The sequence below is a fragment of the Ruegeria lacuscaerulensis genome, from assembly GCF_013034745.1.
Lineage (GTDB): Bacteria > Pseudomonadota > Alphaproteobacteria > Rhodobacterales > Rhodobacteraceae > Ruegeria > Ruegeria lacuscaerulensis_B.
On record NZ_WQGP01000003.1, the window covers coordinates 41,956 to 59,376 of the forward strand.

Annotated in this window: 11 protein-coding genes; all 11 read left to right on the plus strand. The window is 59.9% G+C overall.

All coding sequences use genetic code 11. The features are described from left to right. Positions 1-8: 8 nt before the first annotated feature. The 11 genes from GOV79_RS06490 to GOV79_RS06540 all read left to right on the plus strand — a co-directional run bounded on the left by GOV79_RS06490 (position 9) and on the right by GOV79_RS06540 (position 17,418). Positions 9-863, plus strand: coding sequence for an ion transporter (locus GOV79_RS06490; RefSeq protein ID WP_170775539.1), 855 nt, complete (start codon positions 9-11; stop codon positions 861-863). Next, entirely contained in the window at positions 856-5,019 is a 4,164-nt protein-coding gene (gene tssB / locus GOV79_RS22630) for a type VI secretion system contractile sheath small subunit (RefSeq protein ID WP_170789082.1), read from the plus strand. The genes GOV79_RS06490 and tssB overlap by 8 nt, the downstream gene beginning before the upstream one ends. A 34-nt stretch (positions 5,020-5,053) precedes the next feature. Next, a complete protein-coding gene (locus GOV79_RS06500) occupies positions 5,054-7,156 on the plus strand; it encodes a type VI secretion system Vgr family protein (RefSeq protein WP_170789084.1) in 2,103 nt (700 codons plus the stop codon). A gap of 11 nt (positions 7,157-7,167) precedes the next feature. Beyond that, positions 7,168-7,758: a DUF6931 family protein gene (locus GOV79_RS06505; protein WP_170772288.1), complete on the plus strand. Its 591-nt coding sequence runs from the start codon at positions 7,168-7,170 to the stop codon at positions 7,756-7,758. Positions 7,759-7,760: 2 nt separating this feature from the next. Then, positions 7,761-8,066 (plus strand): PAAR domain-containing protein, encoded by a 306-nt coding sequence (locus GOV79_RS06510; protein WP_170356385.1) that lies wholly within the window; start codon positions 7,761-7,763, stop codon positions 8,064-8,066. Positions 8,067-8,076: 10 nt separating this feature from the next. Beyond that, positions 8,077-9,540 carry a type VI secretion system-associated FHA domain protein TagH gene (gene tagH, locus GOV79_RS06515; protein WP_170789085.1) on the plus strand — a complete coding sequence of 488 codons (1,464 nt, stop codon included), beginning with the start codon at positions 8,077-8,079 and terminating at the stop codon, positions 9,538-9,540. Between the two features lie 36 nt (positions 9,541-9,576). Further along, a complete protein-coding gene (tssK, locus tag GOV79_RS06520) occupies positions 9,577-10,917 on the plus strand; it encodes a type VI secretion system baseplate subunit TssK (RefSeq protein WP_170755852.1) in 1,341 nt (446 codons plus the stop codon). Positions 10,918-11,010: 93 nt separating this feature from the next. Next, positions 11,011-12,444, plus strand: coding sequence for a type VI secretion system protein TssL, long form (gene tssL / locus GOV79_RS06525; RefSeq protein WP_170789087.1), 1,434 nt, complete (start codon positions 11,011-11,013; stop codon positions 12,442-12,444). Next, entirely contained in the window at positions 12,441-16,013 is a 3,573-nt protein-coding gene (gene tssM, locus GOV79_RS06530; RefSeq protein WP_170789089.1) for a type VI secretion system membrane subunit TssM, read from the plus strand. The genes tssL and tssM overlap by 4 nt, the downstream gene beginning before the upstream one ends. After that, positions 16,013-16,699, plus strand: a complete 687-nt coding sequence (tagF, locus tag GOV79_RS06535) for a type VI secretion system-associated protein TagF (protein WP_170789091.1) — start codon at positions 16,013-16,015, stop codon at positions 16,697-16,699. The genes tssM and tagF overlap by 1 nt, the downstream gene beginning before the upstream one ends. Continuing rightward, on the plus strand, positions 16,696-17,418 hold the full coding sequence (locus GOV79_RS06540) for a PP2C family protein-serine/threonine phosphatase (RefSeq protein WP_170789093.1): 723 nt from the start codon (positions 16,696-16,698) through the stop codon (positions 17,416-17,418). Before tagF ends, GOV79_RS06540 begins: the two co-directional genes overlap by 4 nt. The last annotated feature ends 3 nt before the right edge of the window (positions 17,419-17,421 follow it).

Below are 17,421 nucleotides of genomic sequence, written 5' to 3' on the forward strand. Positions count from 1 at the left end.
AGGCAAAGTTGGAAACCGGAATCGGAAAGGGTGAAACGCTCCGTGATGCTGTGCGCGAATTTGTCGAGCGCAGGACGGTCACGAACACGATTTTGGGTGTGATTATCTTCAACGCGATCACGCTGGGCCTGTCCACCTCGTCGTCGATTCAGGCCAATATCGGTCATATCCTGAGCGTTTTCGACCAGATTGTTCTGGGCATCTTCGTCACCGAGCTGCTGCTGAAATTCTACGCCTATCGGATGAGCTTTTTCAGCAATGCCTGGAACATCTTTGACCTTGTGGTGGTGACACTGGGCCTGTTGCCCAACCGCGATGGCCTATCCGCCCTGCGGGGGTTGCGGGTCATCCGCGCGATGCGCTTGCTGTCGGTCATTCCGCAGATGCGATCCGTGGTGCAGGCATTGCTGGACGCGCTGCCAGGGATGGGCGCGGTGATCATCATGATTTCGATCGTGTTCTATGTCTTTGCCGTCATGGCCACGCTGATGTACGGTCCCGATTTCCCGGAATGGTTCGGCACGCTTGGTCGGTCTCTTTACACGCTGTTTCAGGTCATGACGCTGGAAAGCTGGTCCATGGGCATCGTGCGCCCTGTGATGGAGGTGCATCCCACCGCATGGATATTCTTTGTGCCCTTCATCGTCATCACTGCGTTTTCGGTGCTGAACCTGTTCATCGGTCTGCTGGTCAACACGATGCAATCGGCGGTGGAGGATGATGCGGTCGAGGAGTTCTCTCACCTTCGGGATCTGGTGCGCAGTGAAACAGATATCGTGGACGACCGGGTGAAAGAGCTGCTGGTCGAGGTCAGAGCCCTGCGCAGCGAAGTGGCGGAATTGAAAGGACAGGGGGATGGCTGACAATTCCCAGAAATTCATCGCGCGCAACAGGGCGCCGCGGGTTCAGATCGAATATGATGTCGAGCTTTACGGCGCCGAAAAGAAGGTGCAACTTCCCTTCGTGATGGGCGTTATGAGCGATCTGTCCGGAAAATCCAAGGCCGAGACACCCTCGATATCCGACCGCAAGTTTCTTGAGATCGACGTCGACAATTTCGACGACCGCATGAAGGCGATGGCCCCGCGTGTCGAATTTGCCGTGCCCAACACGCTGACCGGCGAGGGCAACCTGTCTGTCGATCTGACCTTCGAGAAGATGAGCGATTTCAGCCCTGCACAGATCGCTTCGAAGATCGAGCCATTGCAGAAACTGCTTGAGGCCCGGACACAACTGGCCACGTTGTTGGCCTATATGGATGGCAAGGCCGGGGCCGAGGCGCTGATCGAAAAGATCCTGGCCGACCCGGCTTTGCTGGCGACATTGGCCAACAGCCCGGTTGACGCGCAGGACAGCCAATCGACGCTGGACGCCCTACGCGAAATGGCCCCGGAAGACGCGCCTCAGGACACTGCGGTCGCCGATGCGCTGGCCTCATTGCCCGAAGCCGAGGACACAGCGCCCCGGGACGAGACCTCGGATGTCTTGTCCGAGTTGTCCGCTGCAGCCCCCGAGAGCGCGCCGGAAGATACAACTGTGCAGGATGCGCTGGCCTCTGTTCCAGACGCGGTTGACGCCGATGCCGAACCCGATGTCACCGCCGGAGTGCTGTCCGGCCTTGCCAACGCCGCCCCCGACGAGGTCCCGCAGGACACTGCAATCGAAGATGCGTTGGCGTCTATCCCCGAGACTGAGGAACAAGACGCGACAGATGACAGCGCGGATATCCTCTCGGAACTTGCCGACGCGGCGCCCGAGGATGAGGAGGATACCAGCCTCGATGATCTGCTCGGCGATCTTGCCGATATGGCTCCGGATGACGCCGCCGAAGATACCTCTGCAGCCGATGCTTTGGCCTCACTACCCGATGCGGTCGCGGAGGAAGATGCGGATGACAGCGAAGACATCCTCTCGGACCTTGCCGACGCCGCACCTGAGGATGAGGACGAGGATACCAGTCTCGACGATCTGCTCGGCGACCTTGCCGATATGGCTCCGGATGAGGACGTTGAAGATACCTCTGCCGCCGACGCTTTGGCCTCATTGCCTGACGCGGTAACAGAGGACGACGCGGATGACAGCGAAGACATCCTCTCGGACCTTGCCGACGCTGCACCTGAGGATGAGGACGAGGATACCAGCCTCGACGATCTGCTCGGCGATCTTGCCGATATGGCTCCGGATGGGGACGACGAAGACATTTCTGCTGCCGATGCTCTGGCCTCACTACCCGATGTGGTCGCGGAGGAAGATGCGGATGACAGCGAAGATATCCTCTTGGACCTCGCCGACGCTGCACCCGAGGAGGAGGACGAGGATACCAGCCTCGACGACCTGCTCGGCGATCTCGCTGATTTGGCTCCGGATGGGGGCGAAGAAGACTCTTCTGCTGCCGATGCTTTGGCCTCTCTGCCCGATGCGGTCGCGGCTGAAGACGTAGATGACAGCGAAGACATCCTCTCAGAACTTGCCGACGCCGCACCTGAGGATGAGGACGAGGATACCAGTCTCGACGATCTGCTCGGCGACCTTGCGGATTTGGCTTCAGACGACGAAGACAGCGACGAGACTGACGATATTTTGTCTGAACTCAGTGACGCGACGCCCGAGGAGGAAGACGAAGATACCAGCCTTGATGACCTGCTGGGTGATCTGGCCAATATGGCGTCGGATGATGATGACGCCGAGGACAGTTCGACTGATGATGCCTTGGCGTCTTTGCCCGATGTGACGGAGGACGAGGATGAAGGCATGGATCTGGACGATCTGCTGGCGGATCTTGCAGATGAATCTGAACAGTCAGACGAAGATGAGACGGATGATATTCTGAGCGCTCTCCCGGATATTGAAGAGGAGGCGGATGCAGATGACCTCGACGATATTCTGGGCGATCTGGCGGATACCGCGCCAGAGGAGGACGAAGCAGACGATCTGGATGCGCTGCTAAGCGATCTTTCGGACGACTCGCCCGAGGAGGACGAAGACACCAGCCTCGACGGTCTGCTGGATGATCTGACAGCAGAGGATGAAGACACGCCAGAGGATGATTTGGATGCGCTTCTGGCGGATGACACCTCTGACGATGATCTGGACCTCGATAGCCTGCTGGCTGATGACGCGGACGAAGCGGACGACGGGGATGAGTTCGATCTGGACAGCTTGCTGGGCGATGACGACGAGCCTGCCTCGGACGAAACGGACGATACGGACGATTTCGACCTCGACGGTCTGCTGGCCGAGGATGATGATACAGATGATACCTCGGCGCCGGATGGGGCCCAACCGGATGGTGAACCGGTGCTGGCCTTTGGCCGCATGAGCGCCGACCGGCCCGAACCTGAACAGTTGAAACGAAGCCGATTCCGCATTGCCATCTTTGGCGATTTCTCGGGTCGTGCGGCACGGGGCGAGATGGAAACAGGCGATACGCTGGCTGCGCGTGCGCCGATCCTGCTGGACCCTGATACGGTCGAAGATGTGATCTCAGGCTTTGCCACCACGCTGGTTCTGCCTATCGGCAAGGACGGCGCGGGGATAGAGGTCAAGCTGACCGAACTGGACGATCTGCACCCTGACGAACTTTATGAAAAGGTCGCGTTGTTCGAAGGGCTGTCGGGCTTGAAAGGCCAGCTTGGGGCCGGAGCAACCGCCGAGCATGCGGCGAAACAGTTGACCGCTTGGGGCGAGGAATTCGGACGGGCCGTGGTTCCACCGCGCAAGACTTCGGGTGGCAATACCGTGCGGGCCGACTTGAAGCTCAGCGATTTTCAGAAGTTGATCGGAGATACGAGCGGAGAGCTGGCGCGGCCTTCTCCGGTGGATGATCTGCTGAAACGGGTGGTCGGGCCGCATATTCGCAAACTACCAAGCCCGGACGTTGCGGCGATGAAAACAGCAGTGGATGAGGCGCTGAGTGCGGCGATGCGCATGGTTCTGCATCATCCCGAATTCCAGTCGATCGAGGCGCAGTGGCGCAGTCTGGACCTGATCGCGCGCAGCGTTGAGGATGACGATACGCTGGACGTGATACTCTATGATGTCTCAGCCGAGGAAATCGGTGCCGATCTGGCCTCGGAGGAAGATCTGGCGCAGACCGGTTTGGTCCGGCTGCTGACCGAGGAACCGTTGGATGAGGAAAACGGGCGCGGCGGCTATTCCGCCCTGATCGGGCTTTATACGTTCGAGGAAACCCCCCCTCATGCCGAGTTGCTGGGACGTATCGGCCGGGTAGCCGCTCATGTGGATGCGCCTTTCATCAGCGCAATCACGCCCGCCTATTTGGACGTCAAGAAAGAGGACCGCCACCCGCTAGTGGTCAAGGCCTGGGACACGTTCCGCGCCATGCCTGAGGCCGGGCATGTAGGCCTTGCCTCGCCGCGCTTTTTGCTACGTCGGCCCTATGGGGCCAAATCCGAGCCCATCTATGAGTTTGAGTTCGAGGAATTCACCCAAACCGAAGGTCTGCGTGGCATGCTATGGGCCAATCCGGCGGTTCTAGTAACGATCCTGCTGGCGCGGTCCTTCAAACAGAATGGTAAGGCGATGAACCTCGGCTCGGTTATGAGCCTGGGCGGGGTGCCCTATCATTTCGTCAACGACCGCTATGGCGATCAGGTGGCGTTGCCTTGTACCGAACGCAACCTGTCGCTGGACAAGCACGAACATTCGGTTCAGCGGGGCTATATGCCGGTGCTTTCCGTCAAGGGACGAGATGAGATCCGGCTGGGATCATTCAACTCGGTTGCAGGACAAGAACTTCTGGGGCCATGGTCAGGCGTTCCCGCCCCGGCGCCGTCGCCCGATATCCCCGCGGAACCCGAGTCTGAAGACACCCCCGCCGAGGAGGATTTCAATCTAGACGATCTGGGGCTGGACGACGATACCGGTTCTGACGATGACGCGTCGGATGATGTTGATGATTTGGACGACTTCCTTGCTTCCTTCGATAACGACACCGATGAAGACGAGGATGATGATGAAATGGACCCGGAGCTGGCCGCTCTGCTGGCCGATCTATAACGGCGTGTCCAACGCGATTTGGAAGGATTAGGAAATGTCTGACAATCTGCAAAGCAAGGAATGGCCGCTTCGGATCACCGGCAGTTACAAGTACAAGGAAGAAGAGCTCGTCATCCGCCGCGCGATCATCAACGAGAAGATGGGCGAGTTGACCGAGATACAGGTTGAGTTGCTGTCGTCGGACAAGACCATCAAGCTGGAAGAGCTGCTGGGTAAAATCCTGACGATCCACATGGCCTCGAGCGAGGGGAAAGAGCGCAAGTTCACCGGCACGATCGTGCGCGTTGAACGGCTGGCGCTGCGGGATGGGTTCGTGCATCTGCTGGCCGAGCTACGTCCGTGGTTCTGGATGCTTCAACAGACCACCAACAGCCGCATCTTTCAGAACATGTCGGTCGTCAAGATCATCGAGGACGTTTTCAAAGCACACGGGTTCTCGGATTTCCAGAAGAAGCTAAGCGGAACCTATGAACAACGGGAATATTGCGTCCAGTACCGGGAAACCGATTTCGACTTTGTATCACGCCTGATGCAGGAAGAGGGCATCTATTACTTCTTCGACTATGCCAAGGCGAATAACAAATATGAAACGTTGGTCCTGTGTGACGGGCTGTCGGGACACACGCCGCTGACCGGAATGTCGGAGCTGTTTTACCGGGCGGGCGACGACTACAAACAGCGCCTGCCCGACAGTGTGACCGAATGGGCCACCGCACAGCAGATCGTTCCCGGTGTCGTTGCCTTAGGCGATTTCAATTTTGAAACACCCAGTGCCAAAATGGCCTCGGTGTCGAAAACCATCCTTTCGCCCGATCACAAGCACAATAAATATGAGCTGTACGACACGCCCGGTCATTACAGCGACGCCAACAAGGGCAAGCCGCGCGCGCAGGTTCGGATGGAGGCTGAAGAAACCGAATATGACCGCCGCCGGGGTCGTGCCTCGGTCCGGGCGATGGAGGTCGGAAAGACCTTCACCCTGAAGGAACATCCCGACAAGGATCAGAACCAGGAATATCTGGTCACGGCGGCCACTTTCTATTTGCAAACGACCGAAGGCTACGGATTTGTAAAGAACGAAAAGGATCTGGATACGGGTGCGCTGGAGTTTCCTGAAGACAACAGCGAAATGTATATGGTTGAGTTCGACGTTCAGCCCAAGAAGGTCCAGTATCGCAACGCCCGTACCACGCCCTGGCCGGAGATTGCTGGATTGCACACCGCAATTGTCACCGGCCCAGCGGGCAAAGAAATTTACACCGACAAATATGGCCGGATCAAAGTGCAGTTCCACTGGGACCGTGTAGGTAAAAAGGACGAGAAGACCTCGTGCTGGGTGCGTGTTGTCACCCCGTGGTCCGGTAAGAACTGGGGCATGATCCACATCCCGCGGATTGGGCAGGAGGTCGTCATCCAGTTCGAAGAGGGCGACCCCGACAGGCCCATCTGCACCGGCATGTTGTATAATGCCGAAACGATGCCGCCCTATGATTTGCCGGCAAACCAGACGCAGTCCGGTATCAGGACCCGGTCGTCAGAAAAGGGCAAAACCGACACGTTCAACGAGCTGATGTTCGAGGACAAAGCGGGGGCGGAACTGGTGCGCTTTCAGGCGCAGAAGGACCATGAAAAGCTGGTAAAGAACAAATCCACCATCACCATCGGCTATGACAAGCTGGACACGGGCGGCAATGGAGGCGACGGCTGTCTAAGCCAGGTGGTCAAGAAAGACGTTGATGAGACGATCAAGGAAGGTGATCACACGTTCACGATCGAAAAGGGCAATCAGGACGTTTTCATCAAGACCGACCAGACGGAAACGGTCGAAGGGAAATCCACCCGAACCGTCACCGGCAACAACACCGAGACGATTAAGCAGGGCAACAAGACAACGACCGTGAAAATGGGGAACATTCAGGTCGACGCCAAAGCGGGGAAAATCACAATAACCGCGATGCAGTCGATCGAGCTTAAGGTCGGGACCTCTTCGATCAAGCTGGACCCGACCAGTATCACTGTCAAAAGCACGATGATCAACGTTCAGGCGAACGCCAAGCTTGACGCAAAAAGCCCACTGACGACGGTCAGCGGCGATGCTATGCTGACCCTCAAGGGTGGCGTGACGATGATTAACTAGGGGTCGGATGGATGAGCGAACGATTTGCCAATTTGACCAAGACACCCCAGATGCCCGCGGCCCGGATGCTGGCCGATGCCAATGCGCGATTGGGCACCAAGCTGGACGCGCCCGCCAGTGCGCCTCTGGATGTGGTTCTGGCTGAGCTAGATGAAAAAGGTGCCCCGATTGACATGCTACGACTGCTGGGCGTGGCTCTGCCGCCGCGTGAACGGGTATGGTGGTCCTGTCTGGCGGCGCGCGACTATATCGGCGAGGCGCCTGAACACAACACGCCGTCGCTGGCAGCGTCTGAGGCTTGGGTTTTTCGCCCGACGCCCGAGAATCGTGAAAAGGCCGAACAGACGATAGACTTGGCCGATCCGGATGATGAGACGATAAATTGCGCCATGTGCGCGCTTTATGCCGATGGGACACTGGGTACAGGTGAACTTGCCGGGATGACCGCTCCGCTTGGCGCGGCCGAGGCGCTGGCCTTTGCCATGAATGTCACCGCGATGGGTTATCATGAGGGCGACTTCGATGCCTATGTGCAATTGCTGATCGACCGTGGCCTTGATATCGCCCGTGGTGGAAACGGCAAGCTGGAGGCGAAGGAGTAGATATGGGATTTCCTCAGGCCCGCGTTGCGGATCTCCACACCTGTACCTTTCTGGCGCCACCGCCTGCGCCACCCGCGCCGGTGCCTGCGCCGATGCCCATCCTGCCGCCCTGCTGCCCGACAGTGTTGGTGGGCAAGATGCCTGCGGCGCGAATATTTGACATGGCCACACCCGCCTTTCCGCACCCGATCATCAAAGGCTCGGCGACGGTTTTGATTGGCAAGATGCCAGCTGCGCGGGTGATGGATACATGCGCCTGTGGCGGGCCCATCGTCAAAGGTGAATTTACCGTGCTGGTCGGAGGATGAAGACAGAAGAATGACGGTCACGCTCAAATTCCAATCCACCGGCGTCGTGCCGGGCGACGGGCGTCCTGTATCGATGCAGGGGGGATCGCTGACCGTAGGGCGTGGTCCGGCCAATGATCTTGTTTTGCCCGACCCCGAGCGGACGCTCAGCAAGAACCATTTCGTGATCGAGGATCACAATGGCAACGTGGTGATCGTGGACCTGTCGACCAACGGGACCTTTCTGAACTATTCCAAGATTGCTTTGGGTCGGACGCCGACGCCGCTGAACAATGGCGATGTGCTGACGGCGGGCGGTTATGAGATGGTGGTCGAGATCGGTGCCGATCTGCCTTCGTTCGAAGAGATGATCCCACAGCCGATGCGGCAGGGCAATGTCTCGCCCGGACAGTCGCAAAACGCGCCGGATCCCCTGGATTTGCTGGACGCGTCCTCGCCGGGCGGGGATTTTCTGGACGACCTGCTGGGTGGTGAAGCCCCCAAAGGGCCGGGCCAGATCGCAACGCCTGATCCCATGGACGAACTGCTGCCACCACTCGGCGATGATGACCCTTTCTTTGCCAAACCGGCGGATGCGCATCAGGGCATGGGGGCGAGCGACCCGATGCACAACCCCTCGGCCACGGATGCGTTTTCAGCGCCCAGCAGTGGCGGCGGCGCGAATCTGATCCCCGACGATTGGGATGACGACTTCCTGTCGCCGCAAGAGCCGTCCTCCTCGGACCCGTTTGCTGCGCCACCGCCGGAACCGGCCGCTCCACCGGCCAAGCCAACACCGGGCGGGCGTGCGGTCCCACCTCCGCCGCCGGAACCAGTGGCTCCGGCGCCTGCGCCCGAGCCTGCAAATGAGCCCACAGTGGTCGAAACGCCTGCTCCCGCTGCGGCAAGTGGGGACCAATCCGCCGCCCGCGCCCTGCTTGAGGCGCTGGAGGTGGACGATCTGCGCATCGACGACGCCGATCTGCCCGCCACGATGGGCCGGATGGGGCGCGTGTTACGGGCAATGATCACGGGTCTGCGCGAAATTCTGATGACGCGTACCTCTATCAAGTCTGAATTCCGCATTGATCAGACCATGATCAGCGCCGGCGGAAACAACCCGCTGAAATTTTCGATCAGCGCCGAACAGGCGATCGAGGCGTTGGTGAAACCTCGGGTCAAAGGCTACCTCGCCTCCGAGGAGGCCACCGCCGAGGCGTTGAACGATATCAAGGCCCATGAGGTCGCCATGGTCACAGGGATGGAGGCCGCGCTCAAAGGCGTGTTGTCGCGGCTCGACCCCGAGGTGCTGGCCGGGAAAATCGAAGGCTCCGGCAAACTTGGGTCACTTTTCAAGGGTAAGAAGGCCCAATATTGGGAAGTGTATGAAAAGATGTATGCGGAAATTTCGGATCAGGCCGAGAATGATTTTCACGATCTCTTCAGCCGGGAATTCGCGCGTGCGTATAAGGAACAGCTGGAAAAGCTGAAGTAACGCCCCATCGGGCGCAATAACAAGGGAGGGCAGCCATTGTCCTGGGACAGCAAGGTGCTTTGGACCGAAGGGTTGTTTTTGCAGCCCCACCATTTCCAGCAGGCCGACCGGTATACCGAGGCGCTGGTGGCCGGGCTTGCGCGCCGGGTGACACCCTATGCCTGGGGGCTGAGCGCGCTTGAGCTGGATGACGAGGTGCTCAAGGTCGGGCAAATAGCGCTCAAATCCTGTTCAGGGCTGACGCCGGACGGGCAGGTGTTTCGCGTACCGCAGGCCGAAGATCATCCGCCCGCTTTGGAAGTGCCCGAAACGATCAAGGATTGCGTTGTTTACCTGACCGTACCGCAGCGGCGCCAAGGCGCGTCCGAGGTGGATCTGAGCGGTGCGGAACAATCCGTCAGCCGCCTGCGTCCCGCCGAGCAGGAAATCACTGACGTGATGAGCCAGCAGAAAAAGCCGGTAACGCTGGGTGTTGGTAAGCTGCGACTTCAATTTGCACTGGCGGTGGACGATCTGGCCGACAAGCTGGCCATTCCGATTGCCCGCATCATCGAAGTGCGCCCGGACAAAGAGATTGTACTGGATCGCGGCTTTGTGCCCTCGGTCCTGGATGTGCGCGCAGCCCCGGCACTGGCGGGGTTCATGAACGAGCTTGAGGGAATGCTGTCGCACCGGATGCAGGCGCTGGCCGGGCGGCTGTCCGAAGGCGGACCTGCCAAGGGTGCCGCGGAGATTTCGGATTTCCTTCTGTTGATGGTGATCAACCGCAACCTGCCGCTGGTGCGCCATTTCGCCAATATCGAAAACGTGCATCCCGAACACGCCTACCGCGTTTGCGCCGCACTAGCTGGCGAGTTGGCGACCTTCATGAGCGCCGAGAAAGAAGCAGTGCAATTCCCCGCCTACCAGCACGACAACCTGACCGAAAGCTTTGCCCCGGTGATCCGAGTGCTGCGCCAATATCTCAGCTCGGTGCTGGAGCAGACGGCGATCTCGATCCCGTTGGAGCCGCGCAAATACGGCATTAGCGTCGGTGTGATTGCTGATCGCAAGCTGATCGGCTCGGCCGGATTTGTGCTGGCAGTTAATGCGGATATCCCCGCCGAAGACGTGCGGCGGCACTTCGCGGGTCAGGCCAAGACCGGCCCGGTTGAGGAAATCCGCCAATTGGTCAACTCGGCCCTGCCAGGCATCACCTTGCGCCCGCTGCCGGTCGCGCCGCGCCAGATCCCGTACCATTCGGGCGTGGTCTATTTCGAACTGGACGCAGCCAGCCCGTATTGGAGCAAGATGACCACTTCGGGCGGGATCGCGGTGCATGTGTCGGGGCAATATCCCGGCTTGCAGATGGAGCTGTGGGCGATCCGCAATCAGTAGCCGTCCGGGCCGCTGATTGGTACGAAACAAATTGATAGGGTTGCTTGCGTGGACCACTGGACTATGCGGGCGCTGTGAGGAAGCAGGTAGATCATGTCCGACAACGATCCTTTTGCCGAACCGGACGATACAGACAAGACGGTCATTCGCCCCAACCCGGGTGGACGACGTCAGGCCGGGACCATGCCGCAACAACCTGCCGCGCCTCAGCAACCGGCGGGCTACCCCGAGCCGATGGAAGCGCCACAGCCACAGCCTGCCGCAGATGGGGGCGGATATGGCGTGCCACCGGCGCAGGCCCCACAGTCGCGCCCGCCACAAGGCGGTGGGGAACAGGTGGCCGCAACCGGGATGAACCGGCTGAACGCCTGCGCCGCGCCTTTGTTTTCGCTGATCAGTCGTATACGCAACCGCGCCCAGCACATGGACCCTGACAAGCTGCGCCAAAGCGTGGTGGCCGAGGTGCGCAGCTTTGAAAATGCCGCCCTACAGGCGGGCATCGCAGCGCAATCGGTCAAGGTGGCGCGTTATGCACTGTGCGCTACGTTGGATGATGTCGTGCTGAACACGCCGTGGGGCGGCCAGTCCAGTTGGGCGACGCAATCACTTGTTGGCACCTTCCACCGCGAGACGGTGGGCGGGGATCGTTTCTACGACCTTTTGGCGCGGCTGGAACAGGAGCCTGCGAACAATATCGAGCTGCTGGAATTCGTCTACATGTGCCTGTCGCTTGGCTTTGAAGGCCGCTTGCGGGTCGAACATGGCGGCCCGGATAAGCACTTGCAAATCCGGCAGGGCTTGGCGCGGGTCATCCGAGCGCAACGTGGCCCTGTCGAACGTGATCTGGCCCCGCATTGGGAAGGGGTGGACAAGCCTTTCCGCGCGCTCAGCATGTGGAAGCCGGTCTGGATCGCGCTAGGCGTGACGGCTCTGTTGCTGGTGATCGAATTCAGCGGACTGTCTTACGTTTTATCGAACAAGACCGAAAACCTAGTGGGACAGATGTCGGTGATCGACGCGGGCCCAGTGACCGAGTTGCAGCGCCGCGCGCCACCGCCACCGCCACCTCCTCCGCAACAGCAACCTCAGATCGCGAAGGTCGTCGAATTCCTCCAGCCCGAGATTGATGAGGGGCTGGTCGAAGTCTTTGAGAAAGGCAATACGCTGGTCATCCGCATCAAGGGGTCGGGCATGTTCGGTTCAGGCTCGGACAGTCTGCAAGACAAATTCCAAGAGCCGGTGCGCCGGGTTGCCGTGGCGTTGAATGCTGAGCCGGGCACGGTGATCGTGACCGGACATTCGGACAATGTACCAATCCGGTCCGCGCGCTTTCCATCCAACCTCGCCTTGTCGCTGGCGCGCGCAAAATCGGTGATGAATAAGATGTCGCCCGAATTGACCGACCCCAATCGCCTCAGCGCCGAAGGCCGGGCCGACAGTGACCCGATCGCCGACAATTCCACCCGTGAAGGCCGCGCCACCAACCGCCGGATCGAAGTCCTGTTGGTGCAGGAGGATACCCAATGAACATCCGTAGATTCTTCAGATTCGTTTTCATGTCGATCTACACCGTGCTGTTCTTTACGGCGACGGCGCTGTCCTTGTGCCTGTACTTCTTTGGTCCGCTGATCGGGTCGGACGAATGGCGCCCGCTGGACGGGATGACCACCCGGCTGATCTGGTGCGGTGTGATCTACGCATTTTTCCTGATCATCGCACTGACCATTTTCTTTATCCGCCGCCGGCGCGAAAAAAAGCTAACCGAAGAGATCACCGAGGCCGTCAGCGATGGCGGCGACATGATCGACAGCGAAATCTCGGAACTGCGCGGCAAGTTGAAAACCGCAATGGCCGCGTTGCGCAAGTCCAAGAACGGGCGGCGGCATCTGAATGAGCTGCCGTGGTACGTGATGATCGGCCCACCGGGCGCGGGTAAGACCACGGCGATTGTGAATTCCGGTTTGAACTTTCCGCTGGCTGATGAGATGGGTAAAACCGCGATTGGCGGTGTGGGCGGCACGCGCAACTGCGATTGGTGGTTCACCGAAAACGCCGTTCTGATCGATACGGCCGGGCGATACACGACGCAGGAAAGCGATGCGCAGGTCGATAACGCGGCGTGGATTGGGTTCCTTGGGCTGCTCAAGAAATACCGCAAGCGCCAGCCGATCAATGGGGCGATGATCGCGATCTCGTTGTCGGATCTGTCTTTGCAGGATGAGATCACCCAGAAAGAACACGCCAAGGCCGTGCGTCGTCGTCTGGAAGAGCTGCGCGAAAAACTGGGCGTGCGCTTTCCAGTCTATATCCTGTTCACCAAGGCCGACCTGATTGCCGGGTTTGCCGAGTTCTATGACAATCTGGGTAAGGAAGACCGTGAACAGGTTTGGGGTTTTACCTTGCCATTGGACAAGTCCCGGTCTGAGCAATCCCCGGTTGCCGCCTTTGATGAGGAATTCGCGTTGCTTCTGGGCCGTTTGAACGCCCAATCGCTGGAGCGGATGCAGACTGAAACCGACCCGCAGCGCCGCGCCTTGGTTGCGGGCTTCCCGATGCAGGTGGCCTCATTCCGCAAGGTGGCGCATGAATTCCTGACCGAGGTGTTTCAGGACAGCCGTTATCAGCATCGCCACATGCTGCGCGGGGTCTATTTCACATCCGGCACGCAAGAAGGCACCCCCATTGACCGGCTGATGTTGGGCATGGCGCGCACCTTCGGGATCGGACGTCAGGCGATTGGTTCGGGGCAGGGCTCGGGGCGGTCGTATTTCCTGACCCGCCTGTTCGATCAGGTTATTTTTCGTGAGGCTGGTCTGGTCAGCGCCGATGACAAGGTCGAGCGACGCTATAAGATCACCAAATGGGCCTCGGTCGCGGCGACGCTGATTGCCGCTGTGGCAGTGGGTGCTTTGCTGGTGCGCAGCTTCTCGGGAAATTCCGAGTTGATCGCTGAGGCACAAGAAGGCGTGTCCGCTTATCAGGCCGCGGCCGCGACTCTGCCGCCCAGCCCGGTGGGCGACACCGATCTGGTACCGGTAGTGCAGGCGCTGAACACACTGCGCGATCTGCCCGCGAACCCGACCCTGTCCGACCCGGACCCTGAAACGCGCTTGACCTACGGCCTGTATCAGGGGGACGTGATAGGCACGCAGGCGGCGCAGACCTACCGCGCGGCGCTGAACCAGCGCCTTCTGCCGCGGCTGCTGTTGCGTCTTGAAGAACAGATGAGCGCCAATATCAACAACCCCGACGTGCTGTACGAGGCGCTGAAGGTGTATCTGATGTTGGGTTTGCAAGGGCCTATGAACCAGAACCTGGTCAAAGAATGGATGAATATCGACTGGACGGTGTCCTTCCCCGGCCCCTCGCGCGAGGAATTCCGCGCTGATCTGAACGACCATCTTGAGGCATTGTTGAGCCAGCCGATGCAGGCCGTCGCATTGAACGGCCCTATGGTCGAGCAGATACAGGGCTTGCTGTCCGAACTGCCACTGGCGCAGCGCGTGTATAACGGCATCATTTCAAGTCCATCCGCAACGGCGCTGCCGGAATGGCGTATCACCGAGGTCGGTGGCCCAGCGGTTGCGCGCGTTCTGGTGCGGTCCTCGGGCAAACCGTTGAATGACGGGATCGAGGGGATCTTTACCTATCGCGGTTTCAACGACGTATTTGTCGGCGAAGCAGTTGGCGTAGCCAAACGGGTGCAAAAGGAAAGCTGGGTTCTGGGTCCGCGCGGCGAGGCGGAACAGACCGAACTGGCGCTGGCGGCGCTCAGCCGCGATGTTCTGGACCTGTATTACAACGACTATATCGCGCGCTACGACGCGATGCTGGGCGATATCGACATCGTACCGATGGAAAGCCTCAGCCATGCGGTCGAAGTGACCAATGTGCTGTCCGGGCCGACCTCGCCTATCGTCAACATCCTGAATTCGATCTCGGACGAGACGAAGCTGACAGAAAGCCGATCGGTCCTGCCCAATTCCGAAGCGCTGAGCGATGGGTTGTCCAGCGCAGCCAGCCTCGAGTTGCAGTCGGCGACCTCAGTCCAGACGCAAATTCTGCTTGAGGCGCTTGCCAAGTCCAGCGGCGCGACGGTGTCCGAGCCGGTGCAGGAGCCGGGTCAATATGTCGAAGATCGCTTTGCCTGGCTGCATCAGCTTGTAGACCGGCCCGAAGGGCAGCCCTCGCAATTGGATCAGTTGATGGGGTCGTTGACGGGTGTCTACCAGGAACTGAACAAGATGTCCTTCAGCGGAACCTCGGGCGGTGAATCTGGGCAGGCTTTGCAGCAGTTTCAGTTGGAAGCCGCGCGCATTCCCGGCCCAATGGAACGCTGGGCGGTGCAGATCATCGACGGATCTTCAGGGATCACGTCTGACAGCACGCGAGCCTCGCTAAATGCGCGCTGGCAGGCCAATGTGCTGCCCTTCTGCGAGCAGGTCGTCACTGACCGCTATCCATTCAGCCGCAGATCAGGTGCGGATGTGGCGATGGGCGATTTCAGCCGGTTGTTCGGCCCGCAAGGTCTGATCGACACGTTTTTTACGGACAACCTCGCCAAACACGTGGACATGCGCACGCGCCCATGGAGTTGGAAAAGCAGCGTGAACGAGGCGGATCTGGGCATCAGCCAGGCCGTTCTGACCCAATTCCAGAACGCCGCCGAAATCCGCGAGGCTTTCTTTGCCGCCGGCCCTCAACCGCAGATTCAGTTCCAGATCATGCCCGAGGCGCTGGACCCCAAAGCCAAGGGCGTCACGCTTGAGATTGACGGCCAGTCACTGGAGTTCCGCCATCGCGGCGGGTTGCCGTCGCCGATGGCGGTCACGTGGCCGGGGCAGGTCGGGTTGGCGCGGGTCACTTTCCAGCCCGACAAGCGCAACATCGAAAGCGTGCTGTCCAAGGACGGGCCATGGGCGTGGTTCCGTCTGCTGGACGCGGCCGAGGTGCGACGGACCAACGTATCGGACCGCAAGAAGGTGATCTTCAACGTCGGTGGCCGCATTGCGATCTTCCAGTTGCAATCCGGCTCGGTCATCAATCCCTTTGCCCTTCCGGCGCTGCAAAAATTCAGCTGCCCTAAATCGTTCTGATGCAGCGCAGCGGATTTGGCGCATTTGGTAAAATGCCGTCGGTCGGGGATTTCTTCCGACTGGGGGTGACGCAGGATTTCGTCCAGCCGTGGGACACGTGGATACAGCACAGCATGTTGGCCACGTCTGAGGCTTTGGGCGCGTCATGGGATGCCCACTACATGTCGGCCCCGATCTGGCGGTTCTGTCTGGCGCCGGGGCTGGCGGGGCCGCAAAAGATGCTGGGTGTACTGATGCCCTCGGTGGATCGGGTCGGGCGACGTTTCCCGTTGACCCTGGTGGCTGGGGTGTCCAACGAAGGTTCGGCCATTCTGACCCATTTCCGCGCGGATGCCGTGTACCGCCAGCTCGAAGATTTGGCCCTGGCCGCGCTTGGGGACGACATGACCCGCGACAAGCTGGCCGAGGGGCTAGAGGCGCTGCCCGTTCCATTGCAGGAACCCACATCCCCGGTCCGGGCCGAGGGTAAAACGCTGGTTCTGACGCGGGGCGAGGTCTCGGACAGCCTGTTGCCTGACCTTGCGGCGGGGCTGGTGTCGCATCGCTATCACACTCCGACAATCTGGAGCACCGAAATCGCCGGTGTCCCCCGCATGATGGTCTGCGAAGGTTTACCGCAAGCGGCAAACATGCAAGGCTTATTCAATCTTCACGCGTCAGTCTGGACCGAGGCACGGCCAATATGAATTCAAGTCACCGCGTTCGGTACAGCGCCCGCAGCCATGTGGGCCTCAAGCGGAAGCTCAATGAAGATGCCATTCTGGCCCTGCCCGAAGAAAGCCTGTGGTTGGTCGCCGATGGTATGGGGGGCCACGAGGGTGGCGATTTTGCCAGTCGTTTGGTGGTCGATATGGTGGCCGCAATCCCGCCGGGCCTGCCACCCGCGGACCGTCTGGTCGCGTTGCGCGATGTGCTACAACAGGCCCATGCCGCGATTGTGCACGAGGCCGAGGCGCGCGGCGGCAAGACCATTGGCACCACCGTGGCCTGCATGATGCTGGCCAATGGCCATTTCGTCGGGCTATGGGCGGGCGACAGTCGCATCTACCTGCTGCGGGACAACCAGATTCAAATGCTGACCACCGATCACTCGGTCGTTGCCGAACTGGTGCTGGCCGGACAGATGAGCTGGGACGAGGCCGAGCAGCATCCGCAGTCCAACGCCATTATCCGAGCGGTCGGGGTCGGGGATGTGCTGGAACTGGACAAGATCCGGGGCGAGGTTCAGCCGGGCGACCGGTTCCTGATCTGCTCGGACGGGCTGAGCAAATACGCGACATTCCCGATGCTGGAAAAGGCTCTGTCTGAGATGCCGATCGAAACCGTCGCGGATCAGTTAATACAGATCGCGCTGGACGGGGGCGGGGCTGACAATATCTCGGTGATCGTGGTCGATATTCCCTGAACC